Source organism: Pseudoalteromonas sp. SWYJZ12, assembly GCF_015864395.1.
In the GTDB taxonomy this organism is placed as follows: domain Bacteria; phylum Pseudomonadota; class Gammaproteobacteria; order Enterobacterales; family Alteromonadaceae; genus Pseudoalteromonas; species Pseudoalteromonas arctica.
The window spans coordinates 174916-199066 of sequence record NZ_JADYXH010000001.1; the positions used below are offsets into that span (position 1 = coordinate 174916).

Sequence of the window (24151 nt, forward strand, 5' to 3'; positions counted from 1 at the left end):
CCTTAAATAAATAGACGTGTTATAAACACTATATAAGTTTCTAATTTGACGATAAATATGATACTTATTTATACATTATCAACAAAGCATTGTTAAAAAAATGGATAAGCTCACCACCATGAAGACCTTTTTAGCCGTTGTGCAAGAAGGCTCGTTTTCAAAAGCGGCCGATAAACTCGATATTTCGCCGCAGTTAGTCAGCAAATATATTTCTGCATTGGAAGATAATCTACGCACGCGTTTATTACACCGTACAACGCGAAAAGTAAGTGTTACAGAGGCTGGAAATCAGTATTATCAGCGTTGTCAGCAGGTGGTTATTGATATTGAAGACATGGAAAACTCCCTCAATAACTTAAGCGAAAATGTATCGGGTGTGCTTAGTATTAGTGCGCCTATGTCGTTTGGTACTAAGCATTTAGCAGGTTTGTTGGTTGATTTTCAAAAGCAGTATCCAAATTTAAAGTTAGATTTACGGCTCACAGACCAATATGTAGATATAGTAGAGCAGGGTATTGATATTGCTCTGCGCATTGGTGTATTAAAAAACTCAACGTTGATAGCTAAAAAAATTGCACCTATACACCTAGCGGTGTTTGCATCACCCGACTATTTAGAACGCCATGGCACGCCACAAACGCTTTTAGATTTACAGTCACATAATTATTTACGCTATTCCCACAGCGAACCCACAAAACGATTATTTGGAGTTAATGAGTTAAAAAGCGAGCTAAAGCTTGAAAGTAACTTTGTGGCTAACAATGGTGATTTGCTACTAAATACAGCCATTGCGGGTGGTGGTATTGCTATGCAGCCAACATTTATAGCAGGGGAAGCACTGGCTCAAGGTAAAGTAGTGCGCATTTTAAAAGACTATGAACCCGAGCCGATGGGGCTTTACATGGTGTATGCAAACAGACAGTTTTTACCCAGTAAAGTACGTGCATTTGTTGATTTTACTAGTGGCTATTATGGCGATGTTCCTTATTGGGATTTAGCGTAATAAAAAGTAAACCGCCTAACAGGCATTATATAAAAAGCTAAATTTTTAAAAAATTCCGTAGTAAATTTCTTAGTACTTTAAACACCTCTTGATTACTGTGTTGCTGATGCTGTAATACATCAACATTAGCCAACCAACCCATTTCTTCAAACTCAAGAGGAAGTTTAACCAGCTCACCACTTTGTACTGCATCTACAGCTACATGGTTTGGTAATAAGCACCACCCGTTACCTTGTATTGCTAGCTCGAGTAATACAAAGTAATTATCGGCATACCAAATCTCTGGGCTAATTTTTAGCTGAAAGCTACTTGTTTGCGTATTGCGCGAACGAAGAAGAAGTTGTCGATGTAGCCGAAGGCCATCCATATTTTCACATCTGATCCCCGCTAAAGGGTGCGATTTAGCAACATATAAATCAAATTTTACTGATCCAATACATTCATAGTCTAAGTAACTCGGTATATTTAATTCACTAAAAATAATACCCGTTATAGGCTTTTCGCTGTTTAGCATGTCAATTATGTCATGGCTGGATGCACTTAAAAACTCAAGCGATACGTAAGGATACTTACTTTGCAGCTTGCTAATAATACTCGCGATAGTTTTAAACGGGATCCCTTCGTCAAGTGCGATAGTGATTTCGGTTGGTGTTTTTTCGTTTAGTGCTAATGCAGAGTTTGTTAATCGCTGGTGTTGATTAAGCACGGCCTTAGCCTGGGGTAGTAACTGTTTACCGGCTTCGGTTAATTGTGGATAGCGCCCTGTGCGCTCAAATAATGTCGCATTACAGTCTATTTCTAAATTAATAATATGCTGGCTTATTACCGACTGCGCTTTACTTAAACCGCGCGCAGCAGCTGAAAACGATCCAGCTTCAACGGTAGCCACAAATGCTTGAAGCTGTTCAATACTAAACATATCGCTTTTCCCGATACTAAGTAACTAACACATATCTTTATAATGAATGAAAATACAGCCATCGTCATCAACTTAAGAAGTTATTTATATATGAACACAGTAGAACGTATTTTTCAGGCGCTAATATTTGAGATGATAGCATTATCTTTTGTTGTACCTGCATCAGTTTATTTTGGTGGGTTTGCAACAGGAAAAATGGCAATAGTAGGTATTGGTTTATCAATCTTCGCCATGCTTTGGAATTACATTTACAACATAGTGTTTGATAAAATAGTTGGGCATAACCGAATCGAGCGAGGTTTAGTAACCCGCATTACGCATGCATGTGGCTTTGAGCTGGGTATGTTAGTAATAACGCTGCCAATACTTGCTTGGTATTTAAATATTACATGGCTAGCCGCTACAGCATTAGAAGCTGGCTTTTTAGTTTTTATACTCATATACACGTATATTTTTAATGTGTTGTACGATAAGTACCAACCTTACAAAAGATGGGTTAATAAATCGCAATGTGCTTGATATTTTTAAGTTTATAAAAGCAACGTTGTGGAGTATTGAGATCGTTTTGGCAAAAGCGCAATGGCAATAAATAACGGTAAATGTGGCTTTTAATTAAACCAATTAGCACTGCTCAATTGACTAAGTAGTGCTAATTTACTATTTGTACTATTTACCAGCTAACTGTAATGGGGGTTTACAGTAACTTTTTGCTTTATATATTTAGCTCCTTCAAAATGTTCCACACGCTCTCAGCACTAGGATGAAGTGCAGCATGTAGAGCTTGCTCACGCGAGAAACCGAGCTTTTGACACCTAATAACTAATTTTAAAAGCTAAGTTTAAAAACTTCGTTTTTAAACGCCAGCAAGCTGCGCTTATATAAATGCCCAACAATCAATATACTTACTACTAAGCGCTGCTTAAAAATCAACCACACTGACTATAACTAGGTGTGCCAAGCAAATGGCACACCTATTTTGTTATGCAGGTATGGGGGCGTTTTCTGCAATAAGCTGTTTAGATTTCAATTCACTCCAAAATTCGCTTGGTATGGTAACTTTCATTGAGGCTACATTAGCTTTAATTTGCTCTGCCGTGCGTGCGCCAGGAATAATTGAGGATACCGTTGAAGGCGCCTCTGCGAATTGCAGTGCAGCTGTTTTAATATCAATCCCATGTTTAGATGCAATGTCGCTTATTGCATTAAACTTTTGCTGCATAGGCCCAGGAATTTTAGGTGAATAATTAAAGCGGTTACGACCGGCTAAAAAACCACCATTAAGCGGAGCACCAATGACTGCTGAAACACCTCGTTTATCAAGCATAGGAAAGGTTTTATCAAGTGCCTGCTTATGATCTAAAATTGAATATTGCAGCGCTAGTAAGCAAATATCAGGGTCTGACATATCGAGCGCTTTATAAATAGCATGAGGTGTATTTACTCCAAAACCCCAGCCTTTAATTATTCCTTCATCACGCATTTTAGTTAACTCAGGAATAGCCCCTTTTGCTGCCTGATCAAAATACTTAAGCCAGTCATCTCCCATATCACTATTTTGCGGTGATAAATCGTGAATATAAACAATATCAAGCGAGGCGACACCAATACGATGCAACGTGTCTTCTATTGAACGGCGCGTACCTGATGCAGAGTAATCATATTTATAATGAAAAGGTGAGTGATCAGCCCAATGCCAGCTATTTTCTAGAGGCTCTGCTGAAGGGGTAAGAAGGCGACCTACTTTTGAGGATAAAACATAATCTTCACGCTTTTTGTTTCGAAGTAAATCACCGAAGCGCCTTTCACTTAAACTCAAGCCGTAAAAAGGTGACGTATCAAAATGGCGAATACCAGAATCCCATGCTGCATTTAGCATTGTTAAAATTTCTGCATCGCTTGATATAGTATTAAAGCCATTCCCAGCGGCAAGACCGCCTAAGCCCATTCTGGATTCAGGCCGGTAATGCTTAGCGTTAGTAACATCGTTTGTGGGCAGAGCAGCGCTTTTATCTATTGATCCTTTAGTTTGCATAACACTGCCGTTAGACATTTTTACTTTTAATTGTTCAGCCAAAGCTGAAGCACTAAAAATAGAGCCTAAACTTAAAGCAGCGCCTGCTTTAATAAAATTTCTGCGAGATACCATGTAACTATTCTCCTTGAGTAAGGTTAAATATCTACGCTATAAACTAGTATAAATACCAACCAAACTCAAGCGAGAGGAAAGCAATAAATGTCAATACTTTCAATAAGATGGTTAAATTAACAAACGCTGAACGCGCACTTTAATTAACATTTTAGAATGATTATTTTCTTTACTCGTACAGTACTTTAATATGCACAAAATAGTGCACTTTAATAGCTTGATAAAAAAGCAAACTTCCAAATTGGTGCACGCCTTAATACTCATTTACACAACATAAAAATGGTTACATTTATTCAAGTGTAAAAATTAGTAAACAAAACCGGAATACATAAAAAGAGTGAATACCAAAGCTTAGTTAATCTCACTAGCAAAGCGATTGCGGTAACGCTTAGTTAATTTAACCGAACGTAGCTGGTCGCTAATTAAAGTAAATATTGGTGAAGCGTTTGTTTTTACAGGTTTACCTTGGCCTAAGCGGCGTATTTGCCTTTTTACCAGTGCCATAGTGGCAAGCCCTGCGAGGGTTTTATCTTGCCAAGTAACATTGGGTAATACGGCTAGTTGCAGTGGCTCATTTTGCCATTTGTTTGGTAAATTTGGTTGGTATGCAAGCGCAGTGGCAATACCCACGAGGGGCACTCCACTTTCAATCACGTTGTTGGCAATAGATAAGCGACTAATGCCGCCGGTGGTCATTATTGGGATTGATGAGCGCTGGCTAATCGCTTTTGCGAACTCTAAAAAGCATGCTTCGCGGGCAAGTGTGCGTTCGTCACCTGTTTTACCTTGCATAGCAGGGGCTTCGTAGCTACCACCCGAAAGCTCTACAAAATCAACATTGAGTTCATTCAATAAATCCACTACAACTTGCGCGCCACTGGGTTCGAACCCACCACGTTGAAAATCTGCAGAGTTTAACTTTACCGAAACCGAAAGGGTGGGGGAGCAAGCTGCTTTAATACTGCGGGTTATTTCGAGAAGTAAACGGGCTCTATTTTGTAAACTTCCCCCCCATTTATCGTCGCGCTTATTGGTAAGTGGCGATAAAAACTGGGCAAGTAAATAGCCATGCGCTGCATGTATTTGTACGCCATTAAAACCGGCTTTTTCGGCTTGTAGTGCAGTTTGTGTAAAGCGGGTAATAACATCGTCAATGTCGGTTTGAGTCATTGCCTTTGGTACGCCAAATAAGTGCGAGTGCTTACCCATATTAAGTGCAACACTTGACGCTGATAGAGCCTTTCCACCCATTTTTTTAAATACTTGCCTACCAGGGTGATTGATTTGCATCACCACTTTGCAATTATTTTGCTTTGATAAACGAGCAAGCTCTGCAAAGGCAGTAATATCGGTACTTTGCTCAAGCACAAGGCCACCTGGGCCTGTCATCGCTAAATGATCAACCATTACATTGCCAGTAATAATTAGCCCTGTACCGCCTTTAGCCCATGCGCTATAAACGTTTTTAAGTGCTTGGGAGGGCGTTTGGTCCTCTTGTGCTAGGTTTTCTTCCATAGCGGCTTTGGCAATACGATTTTTTAATACTAAACCACTTGGCAAGGTAAAGGAGGTAAACACAGGGTTGCGCATAATTATTGGCTAATTAAATTGACATTAAAACAACTATAACCTTAAAGTTAGCTTGAAGGTCAACCTACTAAGTTTATGTAAAGTGGAGTTATTATTAGTTATGAAAATAGGCGAACTTGCAAAACTTACCAACATACCTGCCAGCACTATTCGTTTTTACGAAAGCAAAGGGTTATTAGCACCAACCACTCGCAGTGCTAATGGTTATAGGCTGTACACCCAACAAAACTTAGAAAAACTGCAATTAATTAAATTTTCACAAAGCTTGGGGTTTTCACTCAACGAAATACCTTTATTACGTAACGAAAACGGCGAGCTAAACCACACAATAATAATCGAGCGTTTAGAAAAAAAACAAAAAGAAGCTGACATTTTGATTGAGCAAATGCAGAAAAAGTCACAGCGTATTGGCAATTTAACTACGTTACTAAACTCTTATTGGGACAAAGGCGAATGCCTGCCAGAAAGTAAACTAAATGAATTACTAGAAGTAATTGATTACAAATAAACTAATACAGCTTATTCAGGGCCAGTTTATCTTTTGAGGTTAAATTTGCAGCAGACTGTTTGGTATTCAGGCAAGGCAGAGTCTATGTAGTGTGGTTATTCCCCATAAACAGACGATAACGTAGTATAAATGCCAAACATGCGCTGCCCTAAGGGTTCTGCCTAGGGGCAATTTACTCTTTGTAGCTCGGTTTTTACTTATTATTACATGGATGTAAGCCATTAGAATAACGCAGGAGCAGTTATCGAGCCCACTAAATTACAAACCTCGCGCCGCGATTAAATAGCCCCTAGATTGAACAAATTTTATCCTGAAAGGTCAACAAGCCCCAGTAAGCTGTATTTTATTTATGTTACTTAAGCTTTTTAATGCCAATTAACACACAGATGGCACCGCCAATAATACCCGCCCATGCTTCTATTGGTGTATCACCACTAAATGCGCGGCTTAGCTGCGAAGCCGCCGCATCATACACATCATATCCCCACATAATTAAAGCGATACCTATAACGATTAAAACAATACCTATAATCTTATTATTCATAAACACCTCTGGTTTCTAACGTACATTATTTAACATACTTAATTGAAAACACTCAATAAATCTAATCAAGCTCTAGCTGCGCACGTTCAACGCTCTCACTAGGTAACTCTTTTTGTACCGATACACCAAGCTCTTTAAACTCTGATGCTTGTTTAATTAAATTACCTTTACCACGGTATAATTGCGAGAACGCTTTGTCGTAACTTTCTTTCGCTTTATCAAGCTGCTTACCTACGCCTTCCATACTTAATAAAAAACCATTGAGCTTGTTATAAAAACGCTCAGCCCGATTTGCCAGCTCTTTTGAGTATTTGGTTTGCTCTTCAAAACGCCAAAGCTGTTTAACAATATTTAAACTAGTAAGCAGGGTAGTAGGTGTAGCTACCAGTATATTTTTTTCGATTGCTTGTTGGTAAATATCACTTTGATATTTAAGTGCTTCTACAAAAGCTGATTCTATTGGTACAAACATAACCACAACTTCAGGCGAATTAAGCCCTGGTAAACGGTCGTACGATTTACTCGCAAGCTCATTAATACGTGCTGTAACGGCGTTTACATGCTCTTTAATTGCTTGATTAGCATCTAGCTCATTTTCAGCGTTCACATAGCGTGTATAAGCATTTAATGATGTTTTAGCATCAATGACTAAGTGGCGGCCTTGTGGTAAGTAAACAACTACATCAGGGCGTAAGCGGCCATCTTCAGTGTTAAACGACACTTCGCGCTTATAATCAACGCCAGCACGTAAGCCAGCGCTATCTAAGACGTTTTCGAGCATGAGTTCGCCCCAATTACCTTGGGTTTTCTTTTGCCCTTGTAACGCGTTGCTGAGCTTGTCGGCTTGATCTGTTATAGCTTGGCTTTTAGCTTGCAAATGCAATAGCTCGGTTTTAAGCGCGGTTCGTTGTTTTATGTCTTCAACATGTATTGATTCCATTTTTTCTCTAAAGCCTTTTAGCTCGCCTTGAACCGGTTTTAATAATTGTTCAATGCTTTCTTGATTTAAGGTTTTAAAGCTTTGTGATTTTTCTTCTAGAATCTTATTGGCTAGGTTTTCAAATTCTTTTTTGAGCATATTTTTACTTTGCTCAATTTGCGCGAGTTGCTCGGTAAAGCTTTGTTGTTTTTGCTCGAGGGTGGTGCGCATATTATTATATTCAACATCGCGTTGATTATATTGCTCACGAAGCGCTGCAAGCTCGCCTTCGGCTTTACGCCAAAAGTGATTGTATTGAATGCTTTGTTTTTCTTGTTCGCTAAAACGCGTTTTAAAATGCTGGGCTTCATCGCGCTGTTCTTGGTGAGTATGTTCTAGCAGTTCGTGATCTTCTTGCAAGGCACTATATTGCAGCTCTTTATTATCAAATTGATTTTGTAATAGGGAAAGCTGTTGCTGCTGTTCGCTTATTTGTAGATGTAGCTTTTTGCGAAGCTGTGTTGATACAACGCCGTAAAATACAACGCCTAACGCAACACCAGCACCGGCGCTTAGCCAATCAATATTAGTGAGTACTTGAGTGAGCATAAAATAAACTTATAAAATTTAGAGACATGCCATCATAACCAATAACACGCAATAGAAGTAGGGGAGCAAAGAAATTACAGACATAAAAAAACCAGCTCAAAATAAGCTGGTCAAATATTACTAAATTAAGTAATCAAAGGGAAAATCAACATGTGCCCGAGTAAGCTGCAACTTAAATACATAATCACCAAAATAACTAATATTACTGGGTGAGGCTATATAACAACAGGCATTAGAGTAGACCGGAAAACAAAATAATTAATTCAAATTAATTTACGAAAGATCATTTATTTTTATTCGGGTTGATTTAAAAAAATCAAATTATGGGCATAAAAAAAGCCAGTTCAAAATGAACTGGCTTAATCATTACTAAAATTAGTAATCAAATAGGGGGAAATCAACATAAAACCTGTATTAACTGCAATTAATCAACAAGCATAATAGTAGACGCCGCTCTTTGAATTAAGTTCATAAAAAGATCAAAACTTTTAAAATAAAAATGAATGCTAAATTTTGGACATAAAAAAAGCCAACTCAAAATGGGCTGGCTCAATCATTACTAAAATTAGTAACTAAATGGGGGGAATCAACATGAAAACTTGTATTAACTGCAATTAATCAACAAGCATAATAATAGACGCCACTTTTTTAATTAAGTTCATAAAAAAATAAAAACTTTTAAAATAAGTACTGCACACTAAATTTTGGACATAAAAAAAGCCAACTCAAAATGGGCTGGCTCAATCATTACTAAAATTAGTAACTAAATGGGGGGAATCAACATGAAAACTTGTATTAACTGCAATTAATCAACAAGCATAATAGTAGACGTCCGTTTTTTAATTAAGTTCATAAAAAAGTAAAAACGTTTAAAATAAGTGCCGAACGCTAAATTTTAGGCATAAAAAAAGCCAACTCAAAATGGGCTGGCTTAATCATTACTAAAATTAGTAACTAAATGGGGAATCAACATGATGCTTGTGCTAACTGCAATTAACCAACAAGCATAATAGTAGACGTCCGCTTTTTAATTAAGTTCATAAAAAGATCAAAACTTTTTAAATCAATTTAGTTTTTAATTAGCGATAACATTTGTTGTTCATCAAACTTTGTAAAGCTCATTGATTTATCAGTAAATAACGCATCTACAAGGGCTTGTTTGTCTTGTTGCATTTTAAATACTTTTTGCTCTATTGAATTACTCATTATGAGCTTATACACAAATACAGGGTTAGTTTGGCCAATACGGTAAGCTCTATCAGTCGCTTGTTTTTCTACAGCAGGGTTCCACCATGGATCAAAGTGAATAACTGTATCGGCTTGTGTAAGGTTAAGGCCTGTACCGCCAGCTTTTAAGCTAATTAAAAACACTGATGTTTTACCACTGGTAAACTCGTCGATTACTTTATCGCGGTGGCGCGTTTGGCCTGTAAGCATACTAAAGTTAATGTTTATTTCTTCGAGGCGTTGGGCTATTAAATCAAGTGCCGATGTGAACTGACTAAATATAATAATTTTACGACCGAGACTTAACATAAGCGGTAAGTGTGTTGTTAACCATTCAAGCTTAGCAGAGCCTGCTTGAGTGTCTGGATCTATTAATTTAGGGTGGCAACAAATTTGCCTTAACTTTAAAAGTGCCTCTAAAAATGCAAGTTTACTTTTTTGTGCGCCTTGTTCGGCAAATAAGTCTATTAGCTTCTCTTCTAATGAACGTGTAATACCTTGATACATTTCTTTTTGCTTAGGCTCAAACTCAAACTCTTTAGTTAGCTCTGTTTTTTCTGGCAGCTCTTGCGCTACTTGTGCTTTAGTGCGGCGCATTATAAAAGGCATAATTAACGCTTTTAACTGCTCAGCTCTCTCCATATCAGCTTCACGCTCAATAGGCGTTTGAAAGTGCTGCTTAAAGTGGGCTTGAGACCCAAGTAACGATGGCATAGCAAAATCGAGTAACGATTTAAGCTCAAGTAAATTATTCTCGATTGGAGTACCACTTAAACAAAGTTTAAAGTCGGCATTTAAGCGTTTAACTAATCGCGAAACCTGTGCGGTATCGTTTTTAATGTATTGTGCTTCGTCGAGGATTATATTTTCAAAATATAATGGCGAATAATATGCAATATCACGCTTTAAAAGTGGATATGTAGTAAGTATACACTGCGCTTGCGCTAAGTGCTGTAAAGGATCGTTACGATTTGAACCAAAAATAGTGGTGACTTTTAAGCTTTTAGCAAACTTAATAATTTCGTTTTTCCAGTTACTCACCAAACTAGTTGGACACACTATAAGTGTAGGGCCTGCTTGCGGGCGGTTAAATGTACTGGCTAAAAATGCAATAACTTGCAAGGTTTTACCCAGGCCCATGTCATCAGCTAAAATACCACCTAATTGGTGACGTTTTAAAAAGCTAAGCCAGTCAACACCTTGCTGTTGGTACTCACGAAGTGTTACTGAGTCATTTAAGCCATGTAATGAAACCTTAGTAATTGCTTTATCGGGACTATTTAGCTCTTGTAAGTATAGCTCTAATGAGTCGTCGTGAAGCTCTACGTTTATAGCAGTGTGCTTTACTAATTCAGGTAAATACGAAAGCGGAATATTAAATTCGTCTCGTGTTTTTACAAATTCAAAACGCTCTTTAAATTCATTTAATAAGTTAATTGCTGACTTATTGATAACCCCAAATTCACGACCAAGCGGATAGTAGTAAAATAGTTCACTTTGGCGATTTAATGACTGATATAGCGGGTCAGTATTAGTAAACAACAGCGATGCTTTAGCATCACATAGCAATACTTTGCAGTGCATTTGATGCCCTGCTGCGCGGTGTACATGTAAACTAACTTCACACTGCGGATTAGGACTCGTTACTTTACTTACACTTACTTGCCAACCACGTTGCTTAAAGCCAGGGAATACTTCGTATATTAGCCAATGCAAATGGATTGAAGACTGCTTTGTAAATACCAGTTCACTTTGTAAACCCCCTTTACAAAATTCAAATCCTAAGTTAATTAGCTCGTTAGTTACAGTATTTTCAAATGCACTATTAATCGTACTTGCAGGTGCAGCACCTGCTAAATAGTTTTTATTTTTATACTTAAATAACAACGAAAGAGATAAACCTTGATCGCCCATAGTTACTTTTAAAACAGCATTACTAGAGATTTTAGGCAATGTTGGCTGTAAATTAGTAGGGTGGGGTATTACACCTGCACCAAAGTTATCGGCAAGCTGCTTATATATTCTATCAAAGTTAGCGTCATGCAAAGCAGGCATAGTTTGTAAATGTGCTATTTCGTCTGCACTCAATGGGGTGCGAAGACGGCCCGCTTTTAAATGATCTAAATCGAGGTAAGTAGGTGGTGTTGTTTTTAATAAAGCCCAGTTTTGTGTTTGCTCAAGCTTAATAACTAATTGTGAGAGATCTTTATCTTGCTCCCAACTAAAACTTAATGCTTGGCCCGATTGCGCTTTAATTGGCACTCGAGAACGCTGGAAAAACAGGCGTTCTGTAGCTATCAACTGTTGTAAGGCACTAAAACCCCACTGGCCTTTTAGCTCAATACTTCCCACTGCATTTTGTGAGCGTATCCAACTAAATAATCTAAAATCACTTTCGAGTAAGTCACTCGGCGTTACAAAACTATTTAACTGCTGCTCGGTCAGGTTTCGACCTAGCGTGTAATTCTTTTTAGTCTCAACATTCGCTATTTTAGGTGTTAAGAATACTTTGTTATTTTCAATATCTAATACAAATAATAATACTTGCGATGGCGTGTTTTGATCACCACTTTTAAGTGCGCTTAATTCGCTAAACCAGTCATTAATAAAGTAATCTTCGCCATATTCACCAGAGTGCTCTATTTTGAGCTTAAATAAAATAGCAGCTAAGTGTCGGCATTTAGTTTTTGCATTACACGTACAATGCGTATCAACAGAATAACCAGTTGGTACTTTACTGATCTCAATACGTTGGTTAAACGATGATCCATTATCCACTTGTACAGTAGAGTCGACTACAGAAAAATTAGGGGTGTGTTCTAGCCAAGTGATTTGACCTTTCTTGTAATATTCTTTGCCTTTATCTAAAACATTTTCACGGAAAAGTTTTTTAATAAAGCGTTCAGACAGAGGAAACTGGGTAGCCTGCTCATTTTTAATTTCTTCAAAAATAGCCATTAAATCATTTTTTGATAAGTTAGCAGACATGTCACTCTAAGCATTAAATTTTAAAAATAATCCTGCCAGTATATGCCTTATGTGCTCTGAGCTAAAGCACTATTAACAAGATATAAACTGGTTGGAGCTGATAACTTAGTAAAAAATCGGTTTGTAAGTAAAAATAAGCATCCAATTTTACAAAATAATATTTAAAACAACTGCAATGGTAGAAGTTACATATAGTTAGAAACATAAAAGTAAGCATTACAGATCACGATTTTACTAACAATAATAATAAATGAAGGAATGTAGCTAAAAAGAGGAGATTAGTTAGTAAAAAAGTGATCTTGAAGAAGGAATATGATTATTTGAAGAGGAAATAGGCTAGTAAAGATCAGATTTTTACTAACAAAACAATCTGCCAGATCACTATTTAACTAAGTAAATATGCCTGACAGATCATTATTTAACTAACTAATTAAAAGCACTTAATAACTTAGTTAATTGCTCTAAGCGCTTGTCTGTCATTACTTTATTATCAATTTTGATAGAGACATCACCGCTTTTTAAATTGCGTTGTACCGATATGAAGTTATTTTCTAGTACAGCTTCGCGCTTAACAGCTACTTGTGGCTCTGAAGTTAGGCATTTAGTGATCGCCATTGCACGCTTGTCGTCGCTTGTAATCGCATTTAACTCTTCATCACTAGCAAGGGCACTAACAAGTTGATTAAACGCCTCTTCGTCTCGCTCCTTTGCGCTAACAAGCTTTTTAGCGACTTCGCGACCTACGTGATTAGCAGTCGGGTAAAGTGCAATGACATCAGCAGGAATTTGCTCATAAGCTTTAATTGCATCTGCAATTGCAGTATGCGATACACCTTCTATCGCGGCAATCTCTCTATAAGATCCTTTTTTACCTTGCTCAATAAGTTCATTTTTAGTTTGTTGGTATGCTTGGCCAAGCTCCCATAAACTCGGAGCAATGTATTGATCTGAAGATACCGCTAAAATTTTTGCATCTTGATCAGTAAAATCGCTTGAACTAAGTACTAAATAATCTGCGTTACCTAAAATACAGGCCATACGACGACGTGAACCTGCCAGAACTAAACTTTTGTCACCTTGATCCCAAAGTAGCGCAGGATGTTGATTTCGGCCATCTTCACGAATTGCAGGAAGAATGTCTGATACTGACTTTTCGTTTAGAAGTGCCTGTACACGACGATTTTTGCCATATACACCAGTGGTAGATTCAATATCAGCATGTGCGATCACTTTACAAACAAGCGTAATTTGACGAGCAGGGTCGCTCGGTGCAGGCATTCTAATTACATCGCCAGCATTCGCTTGTTCTAGTAATGCATCAAGACTACTGCTGCCTACAGCAGTTGCAAATGGATCTAAGCGGGTGTCATTTTTACGTTTTTTAGCCATTTTTATTTAACATCCTTACTTAGGGGTATTGAGTGTTGATTGAGTTGACTGCCAATTTGAACGAATAAGCATTTCTAGCTCATCGACCACATCTTTAATATTTTCTTGAGCGCGCATTAATGACTCACGACTTGCTAAGCTGTCTGATGCTTTTTGATCAAAAATAGTGTTGAAAGACGATGAACTAGCGGTAATCGCGGAGCTGTGATTGATTGGGTAGCTCATTACTTGGCGACCAAATGCACTACGAACATCTTTGACGATATCGCGCTGTGAGTGATTACCTTTCACATAGTTGGTCACTAAAAATTGCATAAAGTCCCAGCCCTCATGGCCAAGTGCTGCAACTGTATGGTAAATCTCACCTAGTCGTTTTAAATATTTGTTATTAGCATCAAAATCTACAGCTTCCGGATGAACAGGAATAAGCATCGCAGTAGAGGCCATTAATGCATTATAAAACATAAAGTTAAGGGTAGGTGCTGTGTCAATTAAAATAATATCAAACTCGTCTTTAACCGGATCAATTACTTTCTCAAGTAACTTGTGGTAATGGCGAGTTTGCTCATAATTTGAGGTATCTTTGAGCAATGTTGCCGTTTCGTGCTCAAAGTAAAAGTCATCCATACCCGATGGTAATACACGAATATTTGGGATATGCGTTGGTAAAAATGAGTTAGACACAAATTCAGGCCATGTTTCACCCTCGTCTAAATCTATGCAATCACGCATTAAATCACCAACAGTAATCGGGTCGTGCTCACTTGAAGGAAAAAAGCTTGAAGAAGAGCCTTGTGGGTCTAAATCTATAATACCAATGCGATAACGTTTAATATTTGTAGTTGCAAGCGCTGCCGCTATATTAACCATACTGGTAGTTTTACCGCAGCCGCCTTTGAGAGAATTAATTACAATAACTTGCAGTTTGTCATCACCAGTACGATGATCTGGTTTAATGTCCATAATATCGGCCATAGCAAAAATATTTACTAATGTGTAAGCATAGTGACCGTTAGCACCGCGTTTTATGTTTAAATCATCGAAGTCGCCATTATCATGACGTCTTTTTAAAGTACGATTATTACAACCTAATAAATCAGCAGCTGCTTTTTGTGTATACGTTCTTAATTCTTTTTCTTCTGATTTAAGATGGGCACGGTAGTGCTGAATACGTCCTTCTAATGATTTTTCAGCAACTTCAGCTGTGGCTTTCAAAAGCCGATAGGTACTTAATGCGTTATTGTTGATAGACATACTTTCTTCCTCAAAGTTAGGCAGTTAGTATAATGTCCATTCAAATAGCTGTAAACAACTATTTAAGACGACATGCATTTTAAAAACAAGACATCTAAAAATATTTTTACACCTTTAATATTGCTTAGTATAAATAAAGAAGTTTAAAGGTGGTTAAATATATAAGGTAATAAAGGTTAAGGGTGTAAAATCAGCACATAACATTATGATTTATATGAATAATGTTTAAAAAAGCAGATCAGGTTTATACTTGGTTAAGATCAGATCTTTATCTACCTGCGGATCAGCTTTTTACTAAGGTCTATTTTAAATATAGAGTTATGCACAGGTTACGCATGAAGTTATGAACAAAAAGAGCCCTGCAGATCAGTTTTTTACTAAGTAAATTATAAAGTTATGCACTAGTCGCAACATCAAAATACGCTTTTAATTAGTATAGATCTGATCTGTACTTGGTACAGATCAGATCTATTCTAACTCGATAAGGCTTTATCCACAGGGGAATATATTTTTTGGTGTATTTGTCGTGCTTAATTTTAAAATTAAGCCATTGTAATGGACAAAATAACAGCTGAGTTAGTAAAAATTAGATTTGTGATAGTCCACTTAGTATAAATATGATCTGAAATCGTAAGTAATGTACATCACTTAGTATAATAGTGATCCAAACGTTTTATTTAAAGTCAGATCACTTTTATACTAACTTAAACATTTAACTTTTGTTGCTTAATGTGTTGTTATTAGCTGTCGCAATAAAAATGGAAATAAGAACAATGAGCCGAAAGGTCAACATCTCGGTAGATAACTTGCCCGATACACTTAGGGGCCAAATCCACGGGGTGGAAAGTGCAATAGATAACGAAAGTTTAGCACTATTTACAGACAACAAAGACGTGCGAATTTCTATTGAAAACGCAGCACATGGATTACGTGCATATTCAAACACGTTTAATCACTATGATTTGTGGGGACGCTTTGTTCGCTCGGGCTATAAAAAATTGCCACTTGAAGAAGCGCCTAAAAAAACAATTATTACGCGTAAAATATCTGAAAAAGTAGATGGTATTTTGTACGATGGCGAAATAAAAATAACGCCAGCTGTTGTAAGTACACGCAAAGATGGCGAAGATGTTGAATACCTTGTTTGGCCATCAGATAGAGAAGAAAAAGTAGAGCGAGCACTTATTCGTTTAGCTTCTAAAGGCAAAATAGTTAAAATTAATTTTAAATCCGGTATTCAATACGCGGTTGTTTTTTCTATGAACGAATTAGCACAAGAACTCAAAGCGGTAGGGCAGTCAATGCCATATCCTGCAATAAAAGAGTCACTTGAAGCATTGCAAGGTTCTAAACTTTCATTTAAATATTCGGCAACAGATACTAAAAATTCTGATATAGATGATTCGTTTTACGAGTCAAACATGAACTTTTTATCGTCACTGCATTTTAGTGGCAAAAAAGGTCAGGGTGGCAATGTAAAATGCGTCGCCTGTTTAAATGCATTTGTTCATAACATGATTGATAACCTTGAATACAAAGGGTATTACTTTAATAGCGCTCAAGAATTAAAACGTGGATTATCGCGTTGGATGATGCTTCGTTTGTATCACCTTTGGCGTTATGCAGCACCAGGTAAAACGTACCATTTTAGATTACTTTCTATTATGGAAAAATACGGATCTATTTATTCAACTGATGATATTACCGAAAATAAATTAAAAGCACTTCGTCGTGATATGACCACCACAATGAAAGATTTGATTGAAAAAGGTGCAATATCAGAATACAGCATTACAAATGTTAAAGATGATAAAACCGGTAACATTATCGATTACACATACGAAATGCACCCGTCTGATCAGTTTTGCGATGAAATACTTACATTGAACAAACACAATAAACGCATTGAAATCCAAGGCGGTAAACGCATTGTTGAAAATGCCGTGCTGATTGATGAAGATAAAATTGAAGAAATAGTAGAAAAATAATAACCGTTATTTTAAATAACGTACGGATAACTAAAAAGGCCACACTATGTGGCCTTTTTAACATAATGACTACCGCTCAACCTGTTCTAAATATAACCTATCAACCAAAAAATCATACTCGCGCTTACGAGGGTGAGTTTCGGGTTTTTGATAATCAGGTAATATACCTAATTTTACGTCTGGTTCTGGATTAATCAGAATAAAGGGTAATGCAGCACTCACATGATAGCGATTTTGCGCCGTATATCTCACATTTACCTGTGGACTCACTCGAGTAGGGCGGCGAATTCTAAGTTTTTCCTTTTCGCCTAAACTAGCAACCCGTAATTGTTCTTGAGCTACAAGTGATTGCCATTTTTGTTGATCTATCATTCTTGGATTTCGATAACTGGCCGATTTGTCGAGCATTTCGAGAGCCATTTTTTTAGTAAGCGTTTTAGTTGCGTGTTTGTGCATCCAAGTAAACCTAACTGAAAATGGCGATTCGCTTTCACTATGAATTTTACGATATGCAGCAAGCGTTATTAAATTTGGTATAGCATTGTGAACTGCTTCAAATCGAGCATCGTTGCTATCAATAGATAAAATACATTCTTTAAACGTAGTTTTAGCTTTATTTACTTGAGCTATACGATTATTTAAAGCTTGTTTATCTGCATTTTTAATGACGAGCAAACCAGGGTGTCTTTTTAAAACACGACTGCTTAATCCTGATTTTTTATACATGTCTGAAAAAGAGTTTAGGATTGCTTTTTGAGCAGGTACTCCAGTGATTTTAGAAACAAGTATAGATTCTGGAACTTTACTCTCATCGAAACTACTTACATCTGGTAATTGATAATATTCCGCTTTGGAGAATTCACACTCTTTTAGTTCTTCAATCAACCTCAAAGTTAATTCGTTCATTAAATCAAACTGACTTCTAATTTGTACCTTAGTTACCATTACACACCTTAAAGAACACATCTTACCAGCCTTATATTATTACATGCACTTTGCTTTGTCCAAACAAATAACAAATAGTACTCGAGGCTTATAGTGACACAATAATTAAATTAAGTATGATGTGTTCTTTAGGTGAGAATATATAAATGAAGAAAGATTGAAACTCCTTACTAATTCATATGACATTGGAGTATTTACTTTGTCGTATATAAAAAGGCTAATACGCCAAGTGCTAGATTATCTAAGTAGTAGGTGGTAAAACTAAGTTTAGAAAAATGAGTTAAGCGGAGTTATATAATTTCATATATTTATCTAACCATCTTAGCATTCATTATTATTTATAATTACTGACTCATATTACACAGTGTTGGCAGTACGGTGATCAGGCTAAAGGTTACAATGACTACAAATGCTTTTTGATATCAGTTCCCTTTTAATGGTACTTCTAGCAGTAGGGGCTTTAATCATGATGAATTGTAAATTAGCACTATCACTTTGAAGAGAAAACTTAATGGCCTACCACGCCTTTAAGTTGTGGCACTTGTGAATATAGTTCTGCATACGAGTGCTATACAAGACTATGCGTCTAGATTTTAAAGCGCAGATAAATGATTACCACAAACGCTCATACCATACATTAAGGTCTGCACATAGCACTTGATAGCTATTAATTAATGATTCGCGTAAAGTTAAGATTACAGAAGCTGCCATTTAAGTATGATGTGTTCCTAGCTAAATTACGTATAACATCCCCTTATGTACTATTTATTCTCAATGCGTTAAAATTGTAAATACTTAGCTCTAAACTCATGTATTTAAACACTTTAGTTTCTTCGAAATAAAACTAAAGTGTATGTTATATAACCACCTAGGTTAAGTAAGATTACTATTATACTTAACTCATAACTAAATAATTGGAAAATAGTGAATTTAGTCCTTGAACATAGGGGCCTGCATACGTTAATTTCTTCTTATCAGGTAATGTAGGAATGAGGAAAAATTATGCAATCGTGGAACCCAAATAGCTGGAGAGAGCTGCCAATACTGCAGCAGCCACAGTACCCAGATCAAGAAATACTTAAATCAGTAGAAAGCCAATTAAAAACGGCACCGCCTTTAGTTTTTGCTGAAGAAACAAGAAGCCTATTCAAACAACTTGAAGATGTGTGCGAAGGTCGTGCTTTTTTACTTCAAGGTGGTGACTGTGCAGAATCATTTAGCGATTTTAATGCCGCTAACATTCGCGATACATTCAAAACAATCTTACAGATGGCTGTTGTATTAACTTACGGCGGTAAATGCCCTGTAGTTAAAATAGCGCGCATGGCTGGTCAATACGCTAAACCTCGTTCAGCAGACTTAGAAACAATTAATGGCGTGTCTTTACCATCTTACCGTGGCGACATTATTAATAATATCGAGTTTACAGAAGAAGCACGTATACCCGATCCACAACGCTTAATGACTGCATACCATCATAGTGCCGCTACGTTAAACTTATTACGTGCTTTTGCACAAGGTGGCCTTGCCGATCTTCACCAGGTAAACCGTTGGAACATGGGCTTTGTTGCTGCAAATCCACTTAAAGAAAAATACCAACAGCTTGCTGATAAAATTCAAGACGCACTAGAGTTTATGGAAGTGTGCGGAATTAACTCTACAATTGCGCCAAGCTTAAAAGAAACCGATTTATACACTTCTCACGAAGCTTTACTACTTGGTTACGAAGAGGCGCTTACTCGTCGCGACCACTTATCTGGTGATTGGTACGATTGTTCTGCTCACTTTGTTTGGATTGGTGAACGTACTCGTCAACTAGATCATGCACATATTGAGTTTTTCAAAGGCATTAAAAACCCAATTGGTGTTAAAGTTGGCCCAGGTATGGACCCAGATGACCTAATTCGTTTAATTGATGCATTAAACCCAGATAACATTCCTGGTCGTTTAACGCTAATTACGCGTATGGGTGCAGATATACTTCCTGAAAAACTTCCAGCACTAGTAAGAAGAGTTCAACAAGAAGGCCGTAAAGTAATTTGGAGCTCAGATCCAATGCACGGTAACACTGAAAAAGCGACATCAGGTTACAAAACACGTAACTTCGACAATATTATGCGCGAGATCAGTCAGTTCTTCGCTGTACACAAAGCTGAAGGTTCATACGCAGGTGGTGTTCACCTAGAAATGACAGGCCAGCACGTTACAGAGTGTACAGGCGGTGCTTACGGTTTATCTGACGATGACCTAGCGCAGCGTTACAAAACACAGTGTGATCCACGCCTTAACGCCGACCAAGTATTAGAGTTAGGCTTTTTAGTAGCTGATTTACTAAAAGACGCACGTAAATAATATTTGTTAATACTAAAAAAACCGCTTAGTTGCGGTTTTTTTGTTTTTAATTTTATTAGTAAGTTAGTACTTACGTCGTTCCAAGTCTGTTTCTATCAATATTTTTGCAGATATTTCTTCAACAGAATGATGCGTAGAATTAAAGTAAGCAATTTTATGACGCTTATACAACATTTCCACTTCGCGAACCTCAATACGACACTGTTTAATTGAAGCATACTTAGAGTTCGCCATACGTCGATGCCTAATAGCCGCAAGTCTCTCAGGGTCAATCGTAAGTCCAAATAACTTATGTTTATAAGGGACTAAACATTTAGGCAAACCTTCATTGTCTAAATCTTCTTCTGTAATAGGGTAGTTAGCCGCTTTAATGCCGTACTGCAGTGCTAAGTATAAGCTTGTGGGTGTTTTACCACTTCTACTAACGCCAATTAAAATGATGTCTGCTTCAGAAAAGTTTTTAATATTTCCGCCATCATCATTCATAAGAGCATAATTAACGGCATCAATTCTAAAGTCATAACTTTTTTCGTGGATGGAATGCGTACGATGCATTTTTGGAACTGGGGCTACATTGAGTTCTTTTTCAATTTTTTCGCTATATGTAGTTAAAAAGTCATACGTGACTGCATCAGCCGATTTTATAATTTCACTTAAATTGTGATTAACAAAAGTAAAAAAAACAAATGGCTTTTCGCCTGTTTTTGCAGCGGTTGCATTAATTAATGCTTTAATTTCGTGCGCTTTTTCTTCAGTTTCTACAAATGGAATTGTTTTATGATTAAAATCGATAGGAAACAACGACAAAGTCGCATGCCCAAACACCTCTGAAGTAATAGCGGTTCCATCTGATATATAAAAAGCAGTTCTCATAATTAACCTTTTTATTGCGTTTAAATCCCTAAAATGGGTTTCTCACGGTTTACGTGAGGACTATTGCCAGTGTAGAATGATGATGACCTTTATAAAAGGTTTTCTTTCTTAACTCTCACAGTTAGACCTACAATTTGTTTTTTTTGGAGAAAGATCCGTGCAAGAATACGTTCTCTGGTATCAAGAGCTTGGTATGCAAGATGTTCCTCGAGTTGGCGGTAAAAACGCTTCACTTGGTGAAATGATTTCAAACCTAGCAAACGCTGGTGTACAAGTACCGGGTGGTTTCGCAACTACCGCAGATGCTTTTAATGAGTTTTTAGATCAATCAGGACTCACAGCAAAAATTCACAACATTCTAGATACACTCGATGTTGATGATGTAAATACACTCGCTAAAGTCGGTGCCGACATCCGCCAATGGATAATCGACACACCATTCCAACCAAACCTAGATCAAGCCATTCGCGACGCATATAGCCAACTTCATGGCGATACTGCAGCAGATGTATCATTCGCAGTACGTTCATCAGCTACCGCTGAAGATATGCCAGATGCATCATTCGCAGGCCAGCAAGAAACTTTCCTTAACGTTGTTGGTATCGATTCAGTCATGGTCGCTATTAAACACGTATTTGCTTCATTATTTAACGACCGTGCAATCTCATATCGAGTTCACCAAGGTTACGATCACCGTGGTGTGGCCCTATCAGCGGGCATTCAGCGTATGGTACGTTCAGATAAGTCAGCATCTGGCGTAATGTTTAGCATTGATACAGAGTCTGGTTTTGAAGACGTTGTATTTATTACATCAAGCTACGGCTTAGGTGAAATGGTTGTACAGGGCGCAGTTAACCCTGATGAGTTTTATGTTCATAAACCAACACTCCTTAAAAATAAACCTTCAGTAGTACGTCGTAACATTGGTTCTAAAGCCATTCAAATGATTTACTCAGAAGATAAAGCACACGGTAAGCAAGTAGACATCGTTGATGTTGCACCTGAGCTTTCAAATAAATTTTCGATTACAGATGAAGAAGTGCAAGAACTTGCCAAGCAAGCTGTAATCATCGAAAAGCATTACGGTCGTCCTATGGACATCGAATGGGCAAAAGACGGTAACGACGGCAAACTATATATAGTTCAAGCACGTCCAGAAACTGTTCGCTCAAACGAAGACTCTAACGTAATGGAACGCTTTCAATTAAATGGTACAAGCAACGTTGTTGTTGAAGGCCGTGCAATTGGTCATAAAATTGGTAGCGGTGTTGTTCGTGTTCTTGATTCAATTAAAGAAATGGATCAGGTACAAGTAGGCGACATTTTAGTAACCGATATGACCGACCCTGATTGGGAACCAATCATGAAACGTGCTGCAGCGATTGTTACAAATCGTGGTGGACGTACGTGTCACGCGGCAATAATTGCACGCGAACTTGGTATTCCAGCAGTTGTAGGGTGTGGTAACGCAACTGATTTAATTAAAGCGGGACAAGAAGTCACTGTATCGTGCGCCGAAGGCGATACCGGCTTTATTTACGAAGGTATTTTAGATTTTGAAATACTAACGTCACGCGTTGATAAAATGCCAGAACTTCCAATGAAAGTTATGATGAACGTGGGTAACCCCGATCGTGCATTTGACTTTGCACGCTTACCGCATGCAGGTGTTGGTCTTGCGCGAGTTGAATTTATAATCAACCGTATGATTGGCGTTCATCCTAAAGCGTTATTAAATTTTGATGCTCAAACAGATGCATTAAAAGCAGAAATTACTGACATGATTGCCGGTTACGAATCACCAGTAGAGTTTTACATAACAAAACTGGTTGAAGGTATTTCTACTCTAGGGTGTGCATTTGCACCAGAGCGTGTAATTGTTCGTATGTCTGATTTTAAATCAAACGAATACGCAAACCTAGTTGGCGGTCAGCAATACGAGCCAGAAGAAGAAAACCCAATGATTGGTTTTCGTGGTGCAGCCCGTTATATCTCTGAAGACTTCCGCGATTGTTTTGCACTAGAATGTGAAGCTATAAAACGCGTAAGAAACGACATGGATATGGCTAACATCGAAATCATGATCCCATTCGTACGTACCCTTGAAGAAGGCAAACGCGTAATTGAATTACTAGAAGAACATGGCCTTAAACGCGGCGATAATGGTCTTAAAGTAATCATGATGTGTGAGCTACCTTCAAATGCATTACTTGCAGATGAATTTTTAGAAATGTTTGATGGTTTTTCTATCGGCTCTAACGATTTAACACAGTTAACGCTTGGTCTTGACCGTGATTCTGGTTTAATCGCACATTTATTTGATGAGCGTGACCCTGCAATTAAAAAGCTACTTTCTATGGCAATTAAAACAGCTAAAGCAAAAGGAAAGTACGTAGGTATTTGTGGCCAAGGTCCTTCAGATCACGAAGACTTTGCAGCATGGTTAGTAGAGCAGGGTATTGACTCTGTTTCACTAAATCCAGATACAGTAATAGAAACATGGTTATACCTAGCTAAAAAATTAGCAAAGTGATAAATATGTAGGCTATAAAAATGCCAGCAATGTATTGCTGGCATTTTTTTATGCTCAATTAAAAGTAAATTAACGGGCTAATTTTTTATCTAAATAAACACATGATTTAGTTAACGTCTTTTGACAAAGTGATAAATAATGTCGCGCTTTAGGGTAGTAAAACGAAAAACACAATAAACCCGCCATAAAAAATATAAGCGATGGGCCAGGTACAATCGCAAAAAATAATCCTAGCAAAATAAATAACACGCCACTGATCTGTAATAGTAATTTTTTCATATAATACACCTTATTACTTGTTAACTTGAGTATAATTTAAGCTGCATTAAAATCGACTAAAAGAGTGTTACAAACTGTAAAATCT

The 24151-nt window shown here is 37.4% G+C and carries 17 protein-coding genes; 6 read left to right on the forward strand and 11 right to left on the reverse strand.

Annotation, left to right across the window (positions count from 1 at the left end; translation table 11 throughout):
• Positions 1 to 100: 100 nt before the first annotated feature.
• The gene (locus I6F42_RS00735; protein WP_169044021.1) at positions 101 to 1003 is read left to right on the forward strand and encodes a LysR family transcriptional regulator; all 903 of its coding nucleotides are present in this window, start codon (positions 101 to 103) and stop codon (positions 1001 to 1003) included.
• Between the two features lie 37 nt (positions 1004 to 1040).
• On the opposite strand, the gene I6F42_RS00740 is transcribed toward I6F42_RS00735, so the two are convergent.
• Positions 1041 to 1922 carry a LysR family transcriptional regulator gene (locus I6F42_RS00740; RefSeq protein ID WP_007583664.1) on the reverse strand — a complete coding sequence of 294 codons (882 nt, stop codon included), beginning with the start codon at positions 1920 to 1922 and terminating at the stop codon, positions 1041 to 1043.
• 90 nt (positions 1923 to 2012) lie between these two features.
• Between I6F42_RS00740 and I6F42_RS00745 the strand changes: the two genes are divergently transcribed.
• Positions 2013 to 2441 (forward strand): PACE efflux transporter, encoded by a 429-nt coding sequence (locus I6F42_RS00745; RefSeq protein WP_197150026.1) that lies wholly within the window; start codon positions 2013 to 2015, stop codon positions 2439 to 2441.
• A 460-nt stretch (positions 2442 to 2901) separates the two neighbouring features.
• On the opposite strand, the gene I6F42_RS00750 is transcribed toward I6F42_RS00745, so the two are convergent.
• Positions 2902 to 4068, reverse strand: a complete 1167-nt coding sequence (locus I6F42_RS00750) for an aldo/keto reductase (RefSeq protein ID WP_169060505.1) — start codon at positions 4066 to 4068, stop codon at positions 2902 to 2904.
• Positions 4069 to 4419: 351 nt separating this feature from the next.
• Positions 4420 to 5658, reverse strand: a complete 1239-nt coding sequence (locus tag I6F42_RS00755; RefSeq protein ID WP_197150030.1) for an NADH:flavin oxidoreductase/NADH oxidase family protein — start codon at positions 5656 to 5658, stop codon at positions 4420 to 4422.
• A gap of 100 nt (positions 5659 to 5758) precedes the next feature.
• On the opposite strand from I6F42_RS00755, the gene I6F42_RS00760 reads away from it, so the two are divergent.
• Entirely contained in the window at positions 5759 to 6166 is a 408-nt protein-coding gene (locus I6F42_RS00760; RefSeq protein WP_197150033.1) for a MerR family transcriptional regulator, read from the forward strand.
• A gap of 352 nt (positions 6167 to 6518) precedes the next feature.
• Here the strand turns inward: I6F42_RS00760 and I6F42_RS00765 are convergent, their stop codons facing one another.
• The 5 genes from I6F42_RS00765 to I6F42_RS00785 all read right to left on the reverse strand — a co-directional run bounded on the left by I6F42_RS00765 (position 6519) and on the right by I6F42_RS00785 (position 15096).
• Positions 6519 to 6710, reverse strand: coding sequence for a DUF3185 family protein (locus tag I6F42_RS00765; RefSeq protein WP_007583678.1), 192 nt, complete (start codon positions 6708 to 6710; stop codon positions 6519 to 6521).
• Positions 6711 to 6771: 61 nt separating this feature from the next.
• Positions 6772 to 8238: a DNA recombination protein RmuC gene (gene rmuC, locus I6F42_RS00770; protein ID WP_007583680.1), complete on the reverse strand. Its 1467-nt coding sequence runs from the start codon at positions 8236 to 8238 to the stop codon at positions 6772 to 6774.
• A 1068-nt stretch (positions 8239 to 9306) separates the two neighbouring features.
• Positions 9307 to 12453: a DEAD/DEAH box helicase gene (locus I6F42_RS00775; RefSeq protein ID WP_010552907.1), complete on the reverse strand. Its 3147-nt coding sequence runs from the start codon at positions 12451 to 12453 to the stop codon at positions 9307 to 9309.
• Positions 12454 to 12879: 426 nt separating this feature from the next.
• Positions 12880 to 13842 carry a transcriptional regulator gene (locus I6F42_RS00780; protein WP_010552908.1) on the reverse strand — a complete coding sequence of 321 codons (963 nt, stop codon included), beginning with the start codon at positions 13840 to 13842 and terminating at the stop codon, positions 12880 to 12882.
• A 15-nt stretch (positions 13843 to 13857) separates the two neighbouring features.
• A complete protein-coding gene (locus tag I6F42_RS00785) occupies positions 13858 to 15096 on the reverse strand; it encodes an AAA family ATPase (protein WP_007583176.1) in 1239 nt (412 codons plus the stop codon).
• A 773-nt stretch (positions 15097 to 15869) separates the two neighbouring features.
• Here I6F42_RS00785 and I6F42_RS00790 point away from each other — a divergent pair.
• Positions 15870 to 17084, forward strand: coding sequence for a hypothetical protein (locus tag I6F42_RS00790; protein WP_024591590.1), 1215 nt, complete (start codon positions 15870 to 15872; stop codon positions 17082 to 17084).
• Positions 17085 to 17153: 69 nt separating this feature from the next.
• Here the strand turns inward: I6F42_RS00790 and I6F42_RS00795 are convergent, their stop codons facing one another.
• Entirely contained in the window at positions 17154 to 18029 is an 876-nt protein-coding gene (locus I6F42_RS00795; protein WP_197150036.1) for a DNA replication terminus site-binding protein, read from the reverse strand.
• Between the two features lie 1002 nt (positions 18030 to 19031).
• Here I6F42_RS00795 and I6F42_RS00800 point away from each other — a divergent pair.
• Positions 19032 to 20381, forward strand: a complete 1350-nt coding sequence (locus tag I6F42_RS00800; protein ID WP_008167282.1) for a class II 3-deoxy-7-phosphoheptulonate synthase — start codon at positions 19032 to 19034, stop codon at positions 20379 to 20381.
• A gap of 63 nt (positions 20382 to 20444) precedes the next feature.
• On the opposite strand, the gene I6F42_RS00805 is transcribed toward I6F42_RS00800, so the two are convergent.
• On the reverse strand, positions 20445 to 21254 hold the full coding sequence (locus tag I6F42_RS00805) for a pyruvate, water dikinase regulatory protein (RefSeq protein ID WP_007583184.1): 810 nt from the start codon (positions 21252 to 21254) through the stop codon (positions 20445 to 20447).
• Positions 21255 to 21411: 157 nt separating this feature from the next.
• Here I6F42_RS00805 and ppsA point away from each other — a divergent pair, with 157 nt between their 5' ends.
• Positions 21412 to 23787 (forward strand): phosphoenolpyruvate synthase, encoded by a 2376-nt coding sequence (gene ppsA, locus I6F42_RS00810; protein WP_007583187.1) that lies wholly within the window; start codon positions 21412 to 21414, stop codon positions 23785 to 23787.
• Between the two features lie 69 nt (positions 23788 to 23856).
• Here ppsA and I6F42_RS00815 read toward each other — a convergent pair whose 3' ends face one another.
• On the reverse strand, positions 23857 to 24066 hold the full coding sequence (locus I6F42_RS00815) for a PGPGW domain-containing protein (protein ID WP_197150038.1): 210 nt from the start codon (positions 24064 to 24066) through the stop codon (positions 23857 to 23859).
• Positions 24067 to 24151 lie beyond the last annotated feature (85 nt).